Annotated in this window: 15 protein-coding genes; all 15 read right to left on the reverse strand. The window is 55.7% G+C overall.

All coding sequences use genetic code 11. From position 1 onward, the window contains the following. Positions 1-34: 34 nt before the first annotated feature. The 15 genes from cpsG to NNN71_RS18845 all read right to left on the reverse strand — a co-directional run bounded on the left by cpsG (position 35) and on the right by NNN71_RS18845 (position 15,707). On the reverse strand, positions 35-1,405 hold the full coding sequence (cpsG, locus tag NNN71_RS18775; RefSeq protein ID WP_115735702.1) for a colanic acid biosynthesis phosphomannomutase CpsG: 1,371 nt from the start codon (positions 1,403-1,405) through the stop codon (positions 35-37). Between the two features lie 103 nt (positions 1,406-1,508). Further along, positions 1,509-2,945, reverse strand: coding sequence for a mannose-1-phosphate guanyltransferase (cpsB, locus tag NNN71_RS18780; protein ID WP_001575923.1), 1,437 nt, complete (start codon positions 2,943-2,945; stop codon positions 1,509-1,511). Between the two features lie 3 nt (positions 2,946-2,948). After that, entirely contained in the window at positions 2,949-4,172 is a 1,224-nt protein-coding gene (wcaI, locus tag NNN71_RS18785) for a colanic acid biosynthesis fucosyltransferase WcaI (RefSeq protein ID WP_271459098.1), read from the reverse strand. After that, positions 4,169-4,648 (reverse strand): GDP-mannose mannosyl hydrolase, encoded by a 480-nt coding sequence (locus NNN71_RS18790; RefSeq protein WP_115205314.1) that lies wholly within the window; start codon positions 4,646-4,648, stop codon positions 4,169-4,171. The genes wcaI and NNN71_RS18790 overlap by 4 nt, the downstream gene beginning before the upstream one ends. Positions 4,649-4,651: 3 nt before the next feature. Next, entirely contained in the window at positions 4,652-5,617 is a 966-nt protein-coding gene (gene fcl / locus NNN71_RS18795; protein WP_223802957.1) for a GDP-L-fucose synthase, read from the reverse strand. A gap of 2 nt (positions 5,618-5,619) precedes the next feature. Then, complete coding sequence (gene gmd / locus NNN71_RS18800) at positions 5,620-6,741, reverse strand: GDP-mannose 4,6-dehydratase (RefSeq protein WP_032281169.1); 1,122 nt, start codon at positions 6,739-6,741, stop codon at positions 5,620-5,622. A 24-nt stretch (positions 6,742-6,765) separates the two neighbouring features. Further along, positions 6,766-7,320 carry a colanic acid biosynthesis acetyltransferase WcaF gene (gene wcaF, locus NNN71_RS18805; RefSeq protein ID WP_032281170.1) on the reverse strand — a complete coding sequence of 185 codons (555 nt, stop codon included), beginning with the start codon at positions 7,318-7,320 and terminating at the stop codon, positions 6,766-6,768. A gap of 9 nt (positions 7,321-7,329) precedes the next feature. Then, complete coding sequence (gene wcaE / locus NNN71_RS18810; RefSeq protein ID WP_032281172.1) at positions 7,330-8,076, reverse strand: colanic acid biosynthesis glycosyltransferase WcaE; 747 nt, start codon at positions 8,074-8,076, stop codon at positions 7,330-7,332. An 8-nt stretch (positions 8,077-8,084) separates the two neighbouring features. Beyond that, positions 8,085-9,308, reverse strand: a complete 1,224-nt coding sequence (gene wcaD, locus NNN71_RS18815; RefSeq protein WP_065357439.1) for a colanic acid polymerase WcaD — start codon at positions 9,306-9,308, stop codon at positions 8,085-8,087. Next, on the reverse strand, positions 9,283-10,500 hold the full coding sequence (gene wcaC, locus NNN71_RS18820; RefSeq protein WP_271459099.1) for a colanic acid biosynthesis glycosyltransferase WcaC: 1,218 nt from the start codon (positions 10,498-10,500) through the stop codon (positions 9,283-9,285). Before wcaC ends, wcaD begins: the two co-directional genes overlap by 26 nt. Continuing rightward, complete coding sequence (gene wcaB, locus NNN71_RS18825; protein WP_167577260.1) at positions 10,497-10,988, reverse strand: colanic acid biosynthesis acetyltransferase WcaB; 492 nt, start codon at positions 10,986-10,988, stop codon at positions 10,497-10,499. The genes wcaC and wcaB overlap by 4 nt, the downstream gene beginning before the upstream one ends. Continuing rightward, a complete protein-coding gene (gene wcaA / locus NNN71_RS18830) occupies positions 10,988-11,830 on the reverse strand; it encodes a colanic acid biosynthesis glycosyltransferase WcaA (protein ID WP_001575937.1) in 843 nt (280 codons plus the stop codon). The genes wcaB and wcaA overlap by 1 nt, the downstream gene beginning before the upstream one ends. A gap of 129 nt (positions 11,831-11,959) precedes the next feature. Further along, a complete protein-coding gene (gene wzc, locus NNN71_RS18835) occupies positions 11,960-14,122 on the reverse strand; it encodes a tyrosine-protein kinase Wzc (RefSeq protein WP_271459100.1) in 2,163 nt (720 codons plus the stop codon). 2 nt (positions 14,123-14,124) lie between these two features. Beyond that, the gene (gene wzb, locus NNN71_RS18840) at positions 14,125-14,568 is read right to left on the reverse strand and encodes a low molecular weight protein-tyrosine-phosphatase Wzb (RefSeq protein WP_249023052.1); all 444 of its coding nucleotides are present in this window, start codon (positions 14,566-14,568) and stop codon (positions 14,125-14,127) included. Between the two features lie 5 nt (positions 14,569-14,573). Further along, on the reverse strand, positions 14,574-15,707 hold the full coding sequence (locus NNN71_RS18845; RefSeq protein ID WP_024193904.1) for a polysaccharide export protein: 1,134 nt from the start codon (positions 15,705-15,707) through the stop codon (positions 14,574-14,576). Positions 15,708-15,721: the final 14 nt, after the last annotated feature.

A 15,721-nucleotide genomic window follows, 5' to 3' on the forward strand; every position in this document is an offset into this window, starting at 1 on the left:
CCTCTGGGGAGAGGGTTAGGGTGAGGGGCAATAATTACTGATTAAGCAACGCCAGAATGTCCTGCGTTCGCGCCTGCATCAGCGGCGTATTTCCGCGAGACTCCACGTTTAAGCGCACCACCGGTTCGGTATTGGAAGAACGCAGGTTGAAGCGCCAGTCGGCAAACGCCAGGCTGATGCCGTCAGTACGGTCGATCTCCAGCGCGCTGCCGGCAAAGTGTGCTTCCACGCGGGCAATCGCTTCTGACGGTGCCGCCAGATGACTGTTGATTTCACCGCTCGCCGGGAACGCCGCCATGCGGTCGCGCACCAGTTCACCCAACGTTTTGCCCTTCAGGCACAGCAGTTCGCTGACCAGCAGCCAGGGGATCATGCCGCTGTCGCAGTAGGCGAAATCACGGAAGTAGTGGTGGGCGCTCATTTCGCCGCCGTAAACCGCGTCGTCCTGACGCATGCGCTCTTTAATAAAGGCATGACCGGTTTTCGACATCACCGGCGTGCCGCCCGCAGCTGTGACCACGTCCACGGTGTTCCAGGACAGACGCGGGTCGTGAATGATGCGCGCGCCGGGGTTCTTTTCGAGGAAGGCTTCCGCGAGCAGGCCGACGATGTAGTAGCCCTCAATAAACTGTCCTTTCTCGTCGAACAGGAAGCAGCGGTCGAAGTCGCCATCAAAAGCGATACCCATATCGGCACCGTATTTGATGACCGCGTCGCGGGTATCCGCGCGGCACTCCGGCAGCAGCGGGTTAGGAATGCCATGCGGGAAGGTACCGTCCGGGGTGTTGTGCACTTTGATCAGGCTCACCGGCACATTCAGCGCCTTGAAGCGGGCTTCCAGCGCGTCAATCACCGGGCCTGCCGCGCCGTTACCGGAGTTCACCACCAGCTTCAGCGGCGTCAGGTTTTGCACGTTGATGTAGCCCAGCAGATGGTCAATATAGGCGTCACGCAGGTTGATTTTCTGGTAGCTACCGCGCGCGGCCTCATTGACCGGCGGGAAGTCGTTGGCTTCCGCCAGGCGCTGTACGTCGCGCAGGCCGGTATCGCCGCTGATGGGGCGTGCGCCTTCCCGCACCAGCTTCATGCCGTTGTAATCCATCGGATTGTGGCTGGCGGTCACTTCGATACCGCCATCAACGCCGAGATGGAAGGTGGCAAAGTAAATCTCTTCGGTGCCGGAAAGCCCGATATCGAGCACGTCAACGCCCGCGTCGCGCAGGCCATTGGCTAACGCCAGTTTCAGCGCCTCGCTGGTCAAGCGCACATCGCCGCCCAGCACGATAGTTTTCGGCTTCAGGTATTCACCGTAAGCGCGGCCAATGCGCCACGCGATGTCTTCATTCAGCTCTTCGCCGAGCTTGCCGCGGATGTCGTAGGCTTTAAAACAGGTTAATTTCGTCATGTTTTTACCTTTCTTCAGGCAACAGTTCGCCCTGACCGTTATGGCCATCAATTTTGGTGTCGTGATTTGCCGGATGCGCCGCGCTTATCCGGCCTGCCGGGTGCTACACGCGCCCGTAACGATCCTGGAAACGCACCACGTCGTCCTCTTCCAGATAGGCGCCAGATCGCACCTCAATCAGGTCGAGCGGGATTTTCCCCGGGTTTTCCAGGCAGTGGGTGACGCCAAGGGGGATATAGATAGATTCGTTCTCACCCAGCAGCGTAATTTGGTCATTGAGAGTGACTTTGGCGGTGCCCGCCACCACAATCCAGTGTTCCGCCCGGTGGTGATGCATCTGCAGCGACAGCCCTTCCCCCGGCTTCACGGTGATGCGCTTAACCTGATAGCGATCGCCGGAATCAATCGAGTCATACTTGCCCCACGGGCGGTAGACTTCCCGGTGGATGTGGTGTTCGTGGCGGCCGTCGGCCTTAATCTTCTCGACCACCTTTTTCACGTCCTGCACCGCGTTGCGATCGGCGATAAGCACCGCGTCTTTGGTTTGCACCACCACCAGGTCCTTTACCCCGACGGTCGTCACCAGGCCAGACTCTGCATAGACATAGCTGTTTTCGGTTTTATGGCTGATGACATCGCCATGGTGCACGTTGCCTTCCGGCGTGTGGTTGCTGATCTCCCACAGCGATGACCAGGAGCCAACGTCGCTCCAGCCCGCGTCCATCGGCACCACCACCGCATCCGCGGTCTGCTCCATCACCGCATAATCGATGGATTCGTCCGGGCAGCTCAGGAACGCCGCTTCATCGACGCGGATAAAGTCGAGATCCGGGTCGGTGACGTCCATCGCTTTTTCGCAGGCGCGAAGAATATCCGGGCGATATTTGCCCAGCTCTTCCAGATAGCGCCCGGCGCGGAACAGGAACATGCCGCTGTTCCAGTAATATTCACCGCTGGCGACATAGGCCTGTGCGGTATCGAGATTGGGTTTTTCGACAAACTGCGCGACGTCGAAGGCCAGCGTGTCGTCTGTACCCGGCGTGACATCACCACGGCGAATATAGCCGTAGCCGGTTTCCGGCACGTTCGGCACGATACCGAAGGTCACCAGCTTGCCATTTTCAGCATACGGCGTGGCATGACGAACCGCCGCGCGGAAGGCCTCTTCGTCCTGAATCACATGGTCCGCCGCCAGCACCAGCATCAGCGGGTCGCAGTCCGGTTCGCGACGCTTAGCCGCCAGCGCCGCCAGGGCGATGGCTGGCGCCGTGTTGCGCCCTGCTGGTTCCAGAATAATGTTTTCGGTCAGCTTGTTGAGCTGACGCAGCTGTTCCGCCACGATAAAACGGTGTTGCTCATTGCAGATCACCACCGGGCTGGCGCACTTCACGCCGTCCAGCCGGTTCACCGTGGCCTGCAGCATGGTCATGTCCCCTTTCAGGCACAGGAACTGTTTGGGGTACAGCACTCGGGACAGCGGCCACAGTCGGCTACCCGAGCCACCGGCCATCACGACCGGGAAAAGCGTAGTTTGACTCATCGTTTAACCCCGAATATCAGCAATAAATTGGTTGAGAACGTGTTCTTTATCGAGCGAACGTTCGGCCCAGGCGCGGGCGACCGCATTTCGCTTCGGTATCTTCAGCGCCTGCTCAATCCCGTCGACCAGCGACGGAACCGATTCAGGCGTCACGCACACCGCAATGCCCGGATTGTCCAGACATAGCTGGCCCAGCTCGGTCTGCGGTTCAGCGGTAATCACCGCGTTGCCGCCCACCGCCAGAATATTGGTCAGCTTGGAAGGCAACACCGCGTCCGCGGCGCCGCGCTTCTGAATCACCAGATGGCAGTCGCCAATCGCCAGCAGCGCGGGTAAATCTTCGTACGACTGCAGCGGCAGGAACTTGACGTTATCCAGCCCACGTTCGGCGACCATTTTTTCCAGCCGCGCTTTACCGCCGCCCTGACCGACAATGGCAAACAGCCACGGCTGTTCACGGAGCTGTTCGGCGGCAGTAATCACGCTCTCCAGCCCCTGTTTCTCACCGATATTGCCGGAGTAGAGAATAATTTTGCGTTCATCCGGCAGGCCAAGACGCTGACGCAGCGCCATCACCAGCGTTTCCGGCACCTCGCGAAAACGGGAAACTTCCGACCAGTTGGGGAAGAAAATCACCTTCTCCGGCGCAACGCCCTTCTCGCAGGCTTTGTTCATCATTGAGCGCGAGATGGTCGATACGTTGTCGACGTTGTGCAGCCCGCTGCGCTCAAAGGCGCTGGCAAGTTTTGCCACCTTGCCGGCGCGACCGTTGCCTGCCATGCCCAACCCCAGCATGGCGTCGACTTCATAATCCTGAATATGCAGCAGCGTCCGCGCGCCGGAGAGCTTCGCCAGCAGGCGCATACCGGGGGTACAGAACAGCGTCGGCACCACGCCGATAATGCGATCCGGCTTCCAGCGGCGTTGGGCCATCAGCGGGAAGAAGCTGCTGAACGCAAAGCTGCCGAGATGGATCAAACGCTTCAGCGTCGATGGCTGCTTTGGCACGTACAGCGGGCAGCGCCAGACGGTGGCATCGCCGTTTTCCCGGCGGTAGCGCCAGCTTGAGTATTTCGCGCCAACCTGCCATTCCGGATAGTACGGCGGCGCGGTAATCACTCGCACCTCGTGACCCTGCTGCACCATCCACTCGACCATTTCGCCGGTGTATTTGCCGATGCCGGTGAGTTCAGGCGAATAGTTGATGCCATACACCAGAATCTTCATAGGCCCGGCACCTCGGCCAATTTGTCGACCCGGAAATAGGCGCGGCTGTTTTCATGAACGTTGTCCGACGCCAGTAACGCAGGCGGTGTCAGCCAACGGTACTCATTATGCTGATCGTCCGGCAGCGTTAAGGTCCCGGCGTCCACCTGCAGGCGGAAACCAAGCACAATGTAATGGGTCGAAAAATCCGTACCGGAGAAATTGTCGTCATAGAAATGCTGCCAGACGCCGTAAAAGCGGCCTGCCGTCATCGGCAGGCTCAGCCCCAGTTCGGCCTCAGTCAGGCGGGCAAACGCCTGTTCCAGCGTTTCATCTTTCTGTACCCGCCCGCCCGGCACAAACCAGTACCCCTGCGCCGGACGATTGTTGCGCTTACCCAGCAAAAACTCGCCCTGCGCGTTCTCGACGATCAAATCGATGGAGATCAGCGGCGTAGACTGCACCACGGTGGCAAACGCTTCCTGGCTCAGAAACATGCGTTACCCCCGGAAGTGGCGCTGGTTTTCCAGAAACCACTGGTAAGTGCTGGCAAGACCAGCCTCCAGCGAGATTTCGTGGTACCAGCCCAGTTGATGCAGGCGAGAAACGTCGAGCAGCTTGCGCGGCGTGCCGTCGGGTTTGGTGGCATCAAACACCACCCGCCCTTTAAAGCCCACCACTTTCGCCATCGTCTGCGCCAGCTCACGAATGGTGCAGTCAACGCCGGTGCCAACGTTAATATGCGACAGCATGGGCTGCGTGCTTTCGAGCCAGACGCCGCGATCCAGCTCCATCACATGGATACTGGCAGCCGCCATATCGTCCACATGCAGGAACTCGCGCATCGGCGTGCCGCTCCCCCACACCACCACGTCCGCGGCGTTTTGCTGTACCGCTTCATGGAAGCGGCGCATCAGCGCCGGAATAACGTGCGAATTGCTCGGGTGGAAGTTATCGTTCGGCCCGTACAGGTTGGTCGGCATCACCGACCGATAGTCGCGATTATGCTGGCGGTTGTAGGACTCGCACAGCTTGATACCGGCAATTTTCGCAATCGCGTACGGTTCGTTAGTCGCTTCCAGCGTGCCCTGCAGCAGCTCGCTTTCGTGCATTGGCTGGTTAGCCATTTTCGGATAGATGCACGATGAACCGAGAAACAGCAGCTTATTCACGTTGTGCGTATGCGCCGCGTGAATAATGTTGCTTTCAATCATCATGTTCTCGTAGATGAAATCCGCCGGGAAGGTGTTGTTGGCCACAATGCCGCCCACCTTTGCCGCCGCCAGATACACCTGATCAATATTTTCAGCGGCGAAGAAGTCGTTCACTTCGCGGCTATCCAGCAGGTTGAGCTCATCGCGGCTGCGAACCACCAGATCCACGTCGCCGCGTTGTGCAAGCTGGCGGACGATGGCCGAGCCCACCATTCCCCGGTGGCCCGCCACAAAAATACGTTGTCTGGTCATACTTAAGACTCCAGCGCGATCGCCACTTCATAACCGTGGGATTTCAGCAGGGAATGTTTCTTCGCTGCTTCCAGGTCTTTGGCGACCATTTCAGAGACCATCTCCTGCAGGGTGGTTTCCGGTTTCCAGCCCAGTTTCTCATGCGCTTTGGTCGGGTCGCCGAGCAGGGTTTCAACTTCTGCCGGACGGAAGTAGCGCGGATCCACGGCCACCATCACATCGCCCGGTTTCACGCCCGGCGCATCGTGACCGGTGACGGAAACGACAATCCCCTTTTCTTCCACGCCTTTACCTTCAAAGCGCAGTTTGATACCCAGCTGTGCCGCCGCCATTTCGACGAACTGGCGAACCGAATACTGCACGCCGGTGGCGATAACGAAATCTTCCGGATGGTCCTGTTGCAGCATCATCCACTGCATTTTCACGTAGTCTTTGGCGTGGCCCCAGTCGCGCAGGGAATCCATGTTGCCGAGGTACAGGCACTTCTCCAGACCCTGAGCGATATTAGCGATGGCGCGGGTGATTTTACGCGTCACAAAGGTTTCGCCGCGGCGCGGAGACTCGTGGTTGAACAGGATGCCGTTACAGGCGTACATGCCGTAAGATTCACGGTAGTTGACGGTGATCCAGTAGGCATACAGTTTGGCGACCGCATACGGCGAGCGCGGATAGAACGGAGTGGTCTCTTTTTGTGGAATTTCCTGCACCAGGCCGTACAGTTCCGAAGTGGAAGCCTGATAGAAACGCGTTTTCTTCTCCAGCCCCAGGAAGCGGATGGCTTCCAGCAGGCGCAGCGTGCCCATCGCATCCACGTCGGCGGTGTATTCCGGCGACTCAAACGACACGGCAACGTGGCTCATCGCGCCCAGGTTATACACTTCATCCGGCTGCACTTCCTGCAGAATGCGCGTCAGGTTGGAGCTGTCGGTCAAATCACCGTAGTGCAGGTGAAACTTCGGGTTGCTGCTGTGCGGATCCTGATAGATGTGATCGACACGTTCGGTGTTAAAGGAAGAAGCACGGCGTTTAATCCCGTGAACTTCATAGCCTTTTTCCAGCAGCAGTTCTGCCAGATAAGAACCGTCCTGCCCCGTTACGCCGGTAATAAGTGCGACTTTTGACATTCTATTTTCCTCAAATTGTCCCGTTTAGGGAGTCACTTTCTCTACGCGCTCACGCGTAACCACTGCGGGATTGCCACGGCAAATCATATTTGCCGGTAGCGATTTAAAAACGCTGCTACGGGCACCCACTATGGTGCCCTCGCCAATCGTGACGCCGGGGGCAACAAAAACATCCGTCGCCAGCCAGCATTTCTCACCAACCACAATCGGCGCAGCGTTAATATCGAAATGCGCGCTCTGATAATCGTGGCTGCCGGTGCACAAATAGCATTTCTGCGAAACCACCGAATTTGCCCCAAGGGTTATTTCACCCAAGGTATATAACACTGCGTCATCGCCCACCCAGGCATAATCTCCAATGGTTAATTTCCATGGGTAAGTGATTTTTACCGACGGGCGAATGACTACGTTTTTTCCTATTTTTGCGCCAAACAGACGTAATAAAAATGCGCGCCAGCGATACAATATCTGCGGAGACCAGGCAAATAATGTGGCCTGAACTGCCCACCATATTTGTACTTTTATGCCCCCGGCACCGCGAAAACCTTTTGGTACCGAAAAGCCCGATAATTCCTGCATTTGGTATCCTTATGCTTTGTGATATAAGGCTTTTGCTTTCCCCGTTGTGCGCAGACGTAATAAATAAGATAATTCTGCAAGCAGGCCCGGCATACGTAATATTTCACGCTGCACTTTTTTTGCATCCTGGCACAACTGTAGATTATTGGTGGTGGACACGCCGCCCATCGAAAATTCCGACACCAAGCCTTTAATACGTTTAAAGGCATATCCCGACTTATACATCCGCGCCGCCAGCGCATAATCAGAAGAGACACGATACTGCACATCATAAGGATGATTTTTCAGCCCACGCAGCGGGAAGAAAATAGCCTGATGGCTAGCCGGTAGGCTGTGATAAATATACCAACCCTGCTTAGCGCTACGGCGAATCTGGGTGCCGTCGCCAAAGTCCAGCATCGCATCGCCAAGGTACATGGCATCATCGCTTTTACCGCGCAGCTGACGGACGAACTGCGACACATCCGGATGAAAGCTGTCGCCGGAATTCAGAAACAGCACAAACTTGCCCTGCGCCATGCGGATGCCTTTATTCATCGCATCGTAAAGCCCTTTATCCGGTTCGCTGACGTAGCGTAAGTGGTACTGGCCGTTACGTTTTTCGAGAAACTCTGCGGTGCCATCGTTAGAACCGCCATCCACCACAATCCACTCGAAAGTGAGGCTGGGATCGTTTGCCAGATGGGCCAGAGAACGCCAGGTTTTCACCACGCCATCAACGTTACGAAACGCGACGGTAACCACGCTTAACAACATGCTTCACCTCATCTGCTGTCAGCAATATTCAGCGCTTTACGCAGAATAAAAGGACAAACAATTAAAAATGCATATTCCGGACTAAATATCGAACCGGTAAAAAATAATGATATCGGCGTGAAAAGATACAGCTGCACGGCGAAATTACGATTATTCCCAAAAGCGTTAATGAACATTTTAAATACGTAGTACAGATACCCAGCCGTTAATATTACAGCGAACCACGAAAAATAAATCATTAACAGATACAGACCATTGTCTATGGTTTTACCGACATCCGCACCGTTAAATATTCCGAATGATGCAACATATTCGTAAAGAGAACCAAAACGTACGACCCCATCAATGCTGGTTAATGAATAACCGACCATCACCAATGGACCAATTATACGGTAATACGATGACGATCCTTCCGTTCCTAAATCACCAATACGCTCGGCAATATATGGGAATGCAAACACCAGACCGATAAAAAATGCGCCTAATGAGATAATCGCCAACGGTAACTTTTTCTTGATCGCTTCTTTGTTCAGGTACTGGAAAGCCCACTCCAGCAGATAGAACAGGATAAATGTCATAACCCCAGAAAACGATCCAGAAAGAATTATCCCTGCCAGAATCATAGCATCAGACTTCGGGGTTTTGATACCAAACTGTTTGATGCAAAGCCAAATTGAGATTAATGCCAGAGCAAAAAATGCCGGTTCGAAATATAACGCAGTGGTGCGCTTTCCACCGAATTTGATAAAATTCAGCACATAGCTATTACTGTAAATAAGATATTTCGAAATCGTCGCTATCAAACTGCTGCCGCCGGTGAGAATAATCTGCGCCATCTCCAGCGCCGCCAGCGCCACCACCAGGGTAATCACCACATAGAAAAAACGCAGGATCTTACGGTGGTTATGCGGCGAAATGGTTTTGAAGCGAATGCTCCAGACCATGCCGATAATGATCACGATATAGACAAACAGCATCGTCGAGGTGACGTATTTGCTCGGGTCCAGCGATTGTCCAAACAGATAGTTGAACAGCGTCAATCCCACGCCCAGCCCGAGGGCAATCATCAGTTTTTTCAGATTAATGCGTTCAACAAACAACAGCAGCAACAGCGGAAGGAATGTCACAATGGTAATGGGGAAGCTCTCCCCCAGCTGCGCTAGCTTCACGTTAACCAACAGGTAGATTAACGGCAGCAGCAGATAGCTACAGACTCTGATAGAACGAGACATATTCCTCCAGCATCTGTTGTCCGCTGTAAGCTTTGCGGCTTCGCGCGCTAAAGTTCTCAAGCGTAGTGCCAAAAATCTGCTCGGCGATCTCCGCTTTCGGTTGCTGTACCAGGGTGAGCACCTCGGCCTCATCCACCGTATGGCCGCCGGATTTTGCCAGCACCTCTTTTGCCGCCTCGCTATGGGTAGCAATGACCGGCACGCCAATCGATAACGCTTCGCACAGAATCAGCGGGTAGTTATCCACTCGCGAGCTAAACAGCAGCGCGTCAAGCGGGTTCAGTTCGCTCATCAGTTGGCGTTTATCGGTCAGAAAACCGTGGTTCACCACGTTGCTGCCCTCAAACGGCGAAAACTTACCAAAGGTATGGACCTCGACCTTATCACCCAGCGCGATAATATCGCGCACCAGTTGCTGGTTGGTTTTCCCGTCATAGCGCAGGTCGTGGGCGACCACGGCGATTTTAGGCCGCGAGGAAAAGCGTTTTACCGGCGTCAGCTCGGCAAGAATCGCTTCGGTGGCGACGTCGATACCGTTATTGATAATCTGGCAGCGCCCTGCGCCGTAGAGGCTGTTAAAGGCCTCGGCAACATGCTGACTGGGTGAAATAAAGCGGCAGCCGAGCGCCAGCATCTGGCGGAAAAGTTGACGTTTTTCATCGACCAGCGCATGTGCGCGATCGACCTTCACCGGCGGGTAGTTACTCAACGTTGGGCATTTCTGACAGCCGCTTTTCCAGCCTTCGCAGCCGTCAAGAAAGGCACAGCGCCCGGTCACGCTCCAGTGATCGTGCAGCGTCCAGATAAACGTCGCATCGCTTTTATGCGCCTTCACCCGTTCGCAGAAGTTCACCACATCCGCCAGATTCAGCCAGTAGCTGTGCATAACGTGAAAATGCAGTACCACCGAGCCGTCAGTACGGGTGACCTGGCGATACAGGTTATTGAGGTTGCCAAACACATCGCGGTTAAACAGGCGGAACAGCGCCAGGTTCGCCATTGAGGTTAACCGTCCGGTCTGCTTCACCACCTGCGGATAACGGTCATGGCTGACGCTCTTCTTACCGCCTTTGCCATAGCCGTAGACAAATTTTGACGACAGCCCCTGACGGAGTGCGCGCTGATGCAGATCCAGCGCCACGCCCGCCGCGCCGCCTTCGGCCAGACGGACGTTAAATTGCAGAATATTCATTTAATTACCTTCACTCGCGCTTTTTCGCCCACCACCAGCGCATGGTCCGGAACGTCGTCCAGCACCACGCTGCCCGCGCCAATGGTCACGTGGTTACCGATGGTAATGCCGCCGATAATCACCACGTTGGCCCCCAGCTCAACGCCATCCCCAATCCTTGGGCACGCCAGACTCTCCGGGCCGCGATTGCCGATAGTGATGCCGTGACGAATCGTGAAATCGTCTCCCGCCACCACGTTTTTATTGATCACCACGGCATAGCCGTGGTGGATGGTGAAACGTCGGCCAATGGTCGCCGCCGCCTGGATTTCATAGCCGAAGAAACATTCGGTGATGATGCGGTACAGCACCAGCACCGGCGCCGCCCACAGGTTGTTCAGCACATTTTTCTTGCGCCACACCGAGCAAAAATGGGCCACACGGTAGGCGATCACCATGCAGCAAGGGCGCAGGCTCCAGCTGTTGGCACGTAAATCTTCCAGTAGCATCATTTACTCCGCAGTCCGTCGACCCAGCGTTTGCCGTTGCGCACCGACAGCAGCGTCAGAAACGTCTTCCAGGTCATGCGCTTATTGCGAATTTGATAGAGCGTGAACAGCTGATACTTCTTACTCGCCCGATCAAACTTCTCTTTGTGCTTGCGGTAGAAGCTGAAGTAGCCGGAAAACTTTTTGGGTGACGAGGTGATCTGCATTTCACCGTGGTTGATGTGCAGAATCTGCGTAGCGGCTTCAATCTTCCACGGCTCGCCGTAGGCCACCACCATGCGCAGGAAAATATCGTAGTCCTGCGCCGCCTTCAGTTCGGTATCAAACAGGCTTTCTTTAAAACGCCACGCCCAGCTAAACACCTGATTGCCAATGATGTTGCGCTTATAGAACAACTGACGGGAGAACGGCGATTTCGGGTACAACGGCAGGCTGGCAGGCTGCGAGTACACCTCCCCTTCGCAGACGTAGTCATCGGCGTATAAAAAGGCGTGGTCCATCAATTGCTGTTTATGTTCGAGAAACAGCGAAAGGCGGTTGGATGTCCACTCATCGTCATCATCAATACCGGTGATAAACTGCCCTTTGGCCTGCAGAATGGCCTGATTGCGTACCGCGCATGCTCCGGAGTTAAAATCGTTGCGCGTGTACTGTACGCGGCGATCGTTGAGTTCGATGACAAACTGCTGAAGCTGCTCGTAGCTGCTGGAGCAGTCATCGACGATAATCATTTCCCAGTGAGGATAGTCCTGACGCAGTACCGATTTGATGGCGCGAATGGCCAGCTGCTGTCGGTTCCAGGTCGGCATATAAATGGAGATCAACGGGTTGTCTGTTGTCATGGTATATCCCCGAATAAGCGTTTGAGCGGTTGTTCCCCTCACCCTAACCCTCTCCCCAGAGGGGAGAGGGGACCGTTCGGTTTTCTCCCTCGCCCCTTTGGGGAGAGGGCCGGGGTGAGGGGGATGTTATTATTTCGAATCCGACTGATACTCGTACTCGTAGTACCCGTAATCCTGGTATCCCGTCGCGCGGCGGAAGATCGAGTTGAGGATCACCCCTTTCACCGCAATGCCATTCTGCTCAAAGCGGCTCAGGCTGGTTTCTACTTCCTTCAGGGTGTTAACCGCATAGCGCGTGACCATCAAGGTGGTGCCCGCGTGGCGACCGACGATAGCGGCATCGGTGACCGCGAGAATCGGCGGCGTATCGATCAGCACCAGGTCATAGTTCGCTGAACCCCACTTCAGCAGCTCGCTAAAGCGCTCGGCCATCAACAGCTCCGACGGATTTGGTGGGATCTGCCCGCGCGGGATCAGGTCAAAGTTCGCGACCGACGTCCGTTTCGCGCTGCTTTCAAACGTCGCTTTCCCCACCAGCACCTCGGACAGGCCGTTATCATTGGTGGTGCCGAGCAGTTCGTGGGAATAGCCTTTACGCATATCGCAGTCGATCATCAGTACGCGCTTATGGGTCTGGCTGATCACCGCCGCCAGGTTGGCGCAGACGAAGGTTTTACCGATAGACGGGCTAACCCCGGTCATCATCAGCACGTTGTTCGGCGCCTGCATCATGGCGAAGTGCAGGCTGGTGCGCAGGCTGCGAATGGCTTCGATCGCCAGGTCGGTCGGGTTACCCACCGCCAGCAGCTGGCTTTGCTTATAGCGCTTCACACCGTTGACGCTCTTCACGCTATCGCGCGATTTTTGCCATTCGGAGAGCGGAATGCTGGCATAAACATTGATGCCATGCTCTTCGAGCACCTGCGGGCTTTCGATACCGCGGTTAAACAGCGAGCGCAGCAGCACGCCGACGATCGACAACATCAGGCCAAGAATAATGCTGCCCAGCACGATCAACGCTTTCTTCGGCTTCACCACCCCCGGCTGAGTAATTGCCGGGTCGACAATCCGCACGTCGCCGACGGTGCTCGCCCGGGTGATTTTCAGCTCCTGCTGTTTATTCAGCAATTGCATATAAACCTGCTGACCAGACTCCACGTCACGGGTCAGGCGTACAATCTCCTGCTGGGTTTTCGGCATCGCCGTCACGCGTTTGCTCAGCTTGGCCTTCTCTTCTTCCAGCGCCCGGCGTTTTTCCAGCAACGTGCGATAGGCCGGGTGGATTCGGGTATACAGCTTGGAGATTTCCGCTTCGCGGAACGTCAGCTCGTTCAGCTGCGCGTCGATGTTCACCATCGAATCGAGCACCGATTTCGCTTCCAGCGGCAGGTCTACGGAGTCTTGCTGCTGACGGTAGGTATTCAGTTTGTTTTCCGCTACGTCCAACTGGCTGCGTACCTGTGGCAGTTGCACTTCGAGGAACTCGAGGCTTTTCGCGGCTTCTTCCGATTTGCGCGCCACGTTCTGCGCCACGTAGTTGTTGGCGATACTGTTGAGGATGTCGCGGATCTGATCTTTGTCTTCACCCACCATCGTGAGCGTCAGCACGCCGGACTCTTTACCATCCTCGGTGACGCTCAGGCTATTTTGCAGGTTATTGATCATCCCCAATGTTGAATATTTGGTGACGGTAAAACTCGCGCCATCGTGGGCGGCGATCCCGGTAACCAGCAGCGAAACGCCGCCTTTATTCAGCGTCTCCCCTACCTTCCCTTCTGCGCTAAAACCGTCGTCGTTACTCAGGCGATAGCGCGTTGGGTTGATAACCTCCAGCGTAAAGGTGCTGTCGGCCATCGAGGCCGGGCGATTAAAGGCGCTGACCTTCACCGTCTCATTCTGGCGGCCCATCAGCCGTTCCCAGCCCGCCCCCAGAATCGGAAAGGTGTTTTTGCTCACGGCAATATCCAGCCCCAGATCCTCAACGGTTTTCCCGAGCACCATACGCGAGGTGATCATCTGGATTTCCGCCTCTGAGGCCGGCGGCTTGCTGGTGAGCGCATTGCTGATATCCTGCACCAGCGCGCTGCCCTGATTTTGCTCAATGCGCACCAGTGCGTCGGCGCTGTAAATCGGCGTGGCGAACAGCGCGTAGACAATCGCCAGCGCGGCAAACAGGGCGGTAATGCCGATGACCCACCATTTGGCTTCCACCACGGTGCCCACCAGGCGACCAATGTCGATCTCATCGTTGCCCGAGACCGATGGGCCTATCTGTTTTACTTTATCTGTCATGGTTATCCCTGCTGTGCTTTCAGTGCCTGCGCCCACTGGCTGGCAGACCTGTCGAGTAACTGGTACACCGCTTCAAATGCCTCCCGGCTTTTGCGATACGGATCGGGAATCTCGCGTTCGTTATCCCAATGACCAAACAGCATGACCTTGCCGCGCATCTCCGGCGCCATTTCATGCAGGGTGGCGACATGACGTTTTTCCATCGCCAGAATCAGATCGTACTCACGACACATACGGCCAGAGATTTGTCGCGCACGGTGCCCTTCCAGCGAAATCGCGTGCTCGGCGGCAACGCTCGCGGCGCGTTCATCCGCCGCTTTACCCACTAATGCTCCCAGCCCCGCCGATTCGACGGTCAATGACGGCAGATGGCTGCGTAGCAGCCGTTCCGCCGTGGGGGAACGACAGATGTTCCCCACGCAAACCACAAGAATTTTGTTAAACATGACGGTTACCAGGTATGAATGTCTTTCGCCGAATCGGTCATGTAGCGAACGCCACTGATGGTCGGCAACAGTTGGTTGATCAGACGGTTCCAGCGAGCAACCGGTGCGGTGGTGACGTAAACCACGTCATACGGCTGGAGAATAAAGTTGGTTGCCATGACCAGTGAGGTCGCATCGGACATATCCAACTGATAGATGTTGGCCATCTTGCCGTTGTTGCCCGCTTTGGTTGGACGAATCACGAAGATACCGCTGGCATTGGAGGTCGTCAGGTCGATGCCTTCCGCCTGGCCGAGCGCTTCGGTCAGCGTCATGCCGCTGAAGTCCATTTTGAGCGTGCTCTGTTTTTTCACTTCGCCCATCACGAAGACCTTGAGATCATCGTTACGCGGTACGAAGAGGATATCGCCCGGATAGAGCAAACGGTTCTGGCTCAGATCGCCGTTTTGCATCAACGCCTGCACTGAAATGCGCTGTTCTTTGCCATCGTGAGTCAGCACCACGTTGCGCCAGTCGGCCAGTTCGCTCAGGCCACCCGCCGCGTTGATCGCGTCCAGTACCGTCAGCGGCACGTTGGTGATAGCCTGCTGGCCGGATTTGTTCACCTGCCCGGAGACATACACTTTTTGCGAACGGAAGGCGGCAACGTTCACGTCGACCTGCGGGTCGGTGATGTAGGCGGCAAGACGCTGGGTAATGGTCTGGCGAATTTCCGCCAGCGTGCGCCCTTTCACCTGCACTTTGCCAATATAGGGATAGAAAATGGTGCCGTCCGGCTGGACCCAGTTACCGGTATCGCTGGAGCTACGGTACTGCCCCGCCGGGGTGGTCAACTCCGGGTGATCCCACACCGTGACGTTCAGCACGTCGCCTGAACCGACGCGATACTGGTAATTGCTTAACTCCTGATCCAGCGACATGTTCGGTTGCGCGACGTTGGGACGTGGGCGTAATTGTTCAATCAGTCGCGGGGTCAGCGGATAAACATTCACCATCCGGCCAATGTCATAATCAGCATCCTGCTGCTTAATCACATCTTTTCCATAGGTAGACATATTGCTGCCTGGAAGTATGGTGCAACCACTCATCAAGCTTACCGACACCAATAATGGCATCAATTTTAGTTTGGATTTCATCATTGATTATTTATCAC

This window comes from Kluyvera sp. Awk 3 (genome assembly GCF_028069715.1).
GTDB classification, from domain to species: domain Bacteria; phylum Pseudomonadota; class Gammaproteobacteria; order Enterobacterales; family Enterobacteriaceae; genus Kluyvera; species Kluyvera georgiana_A.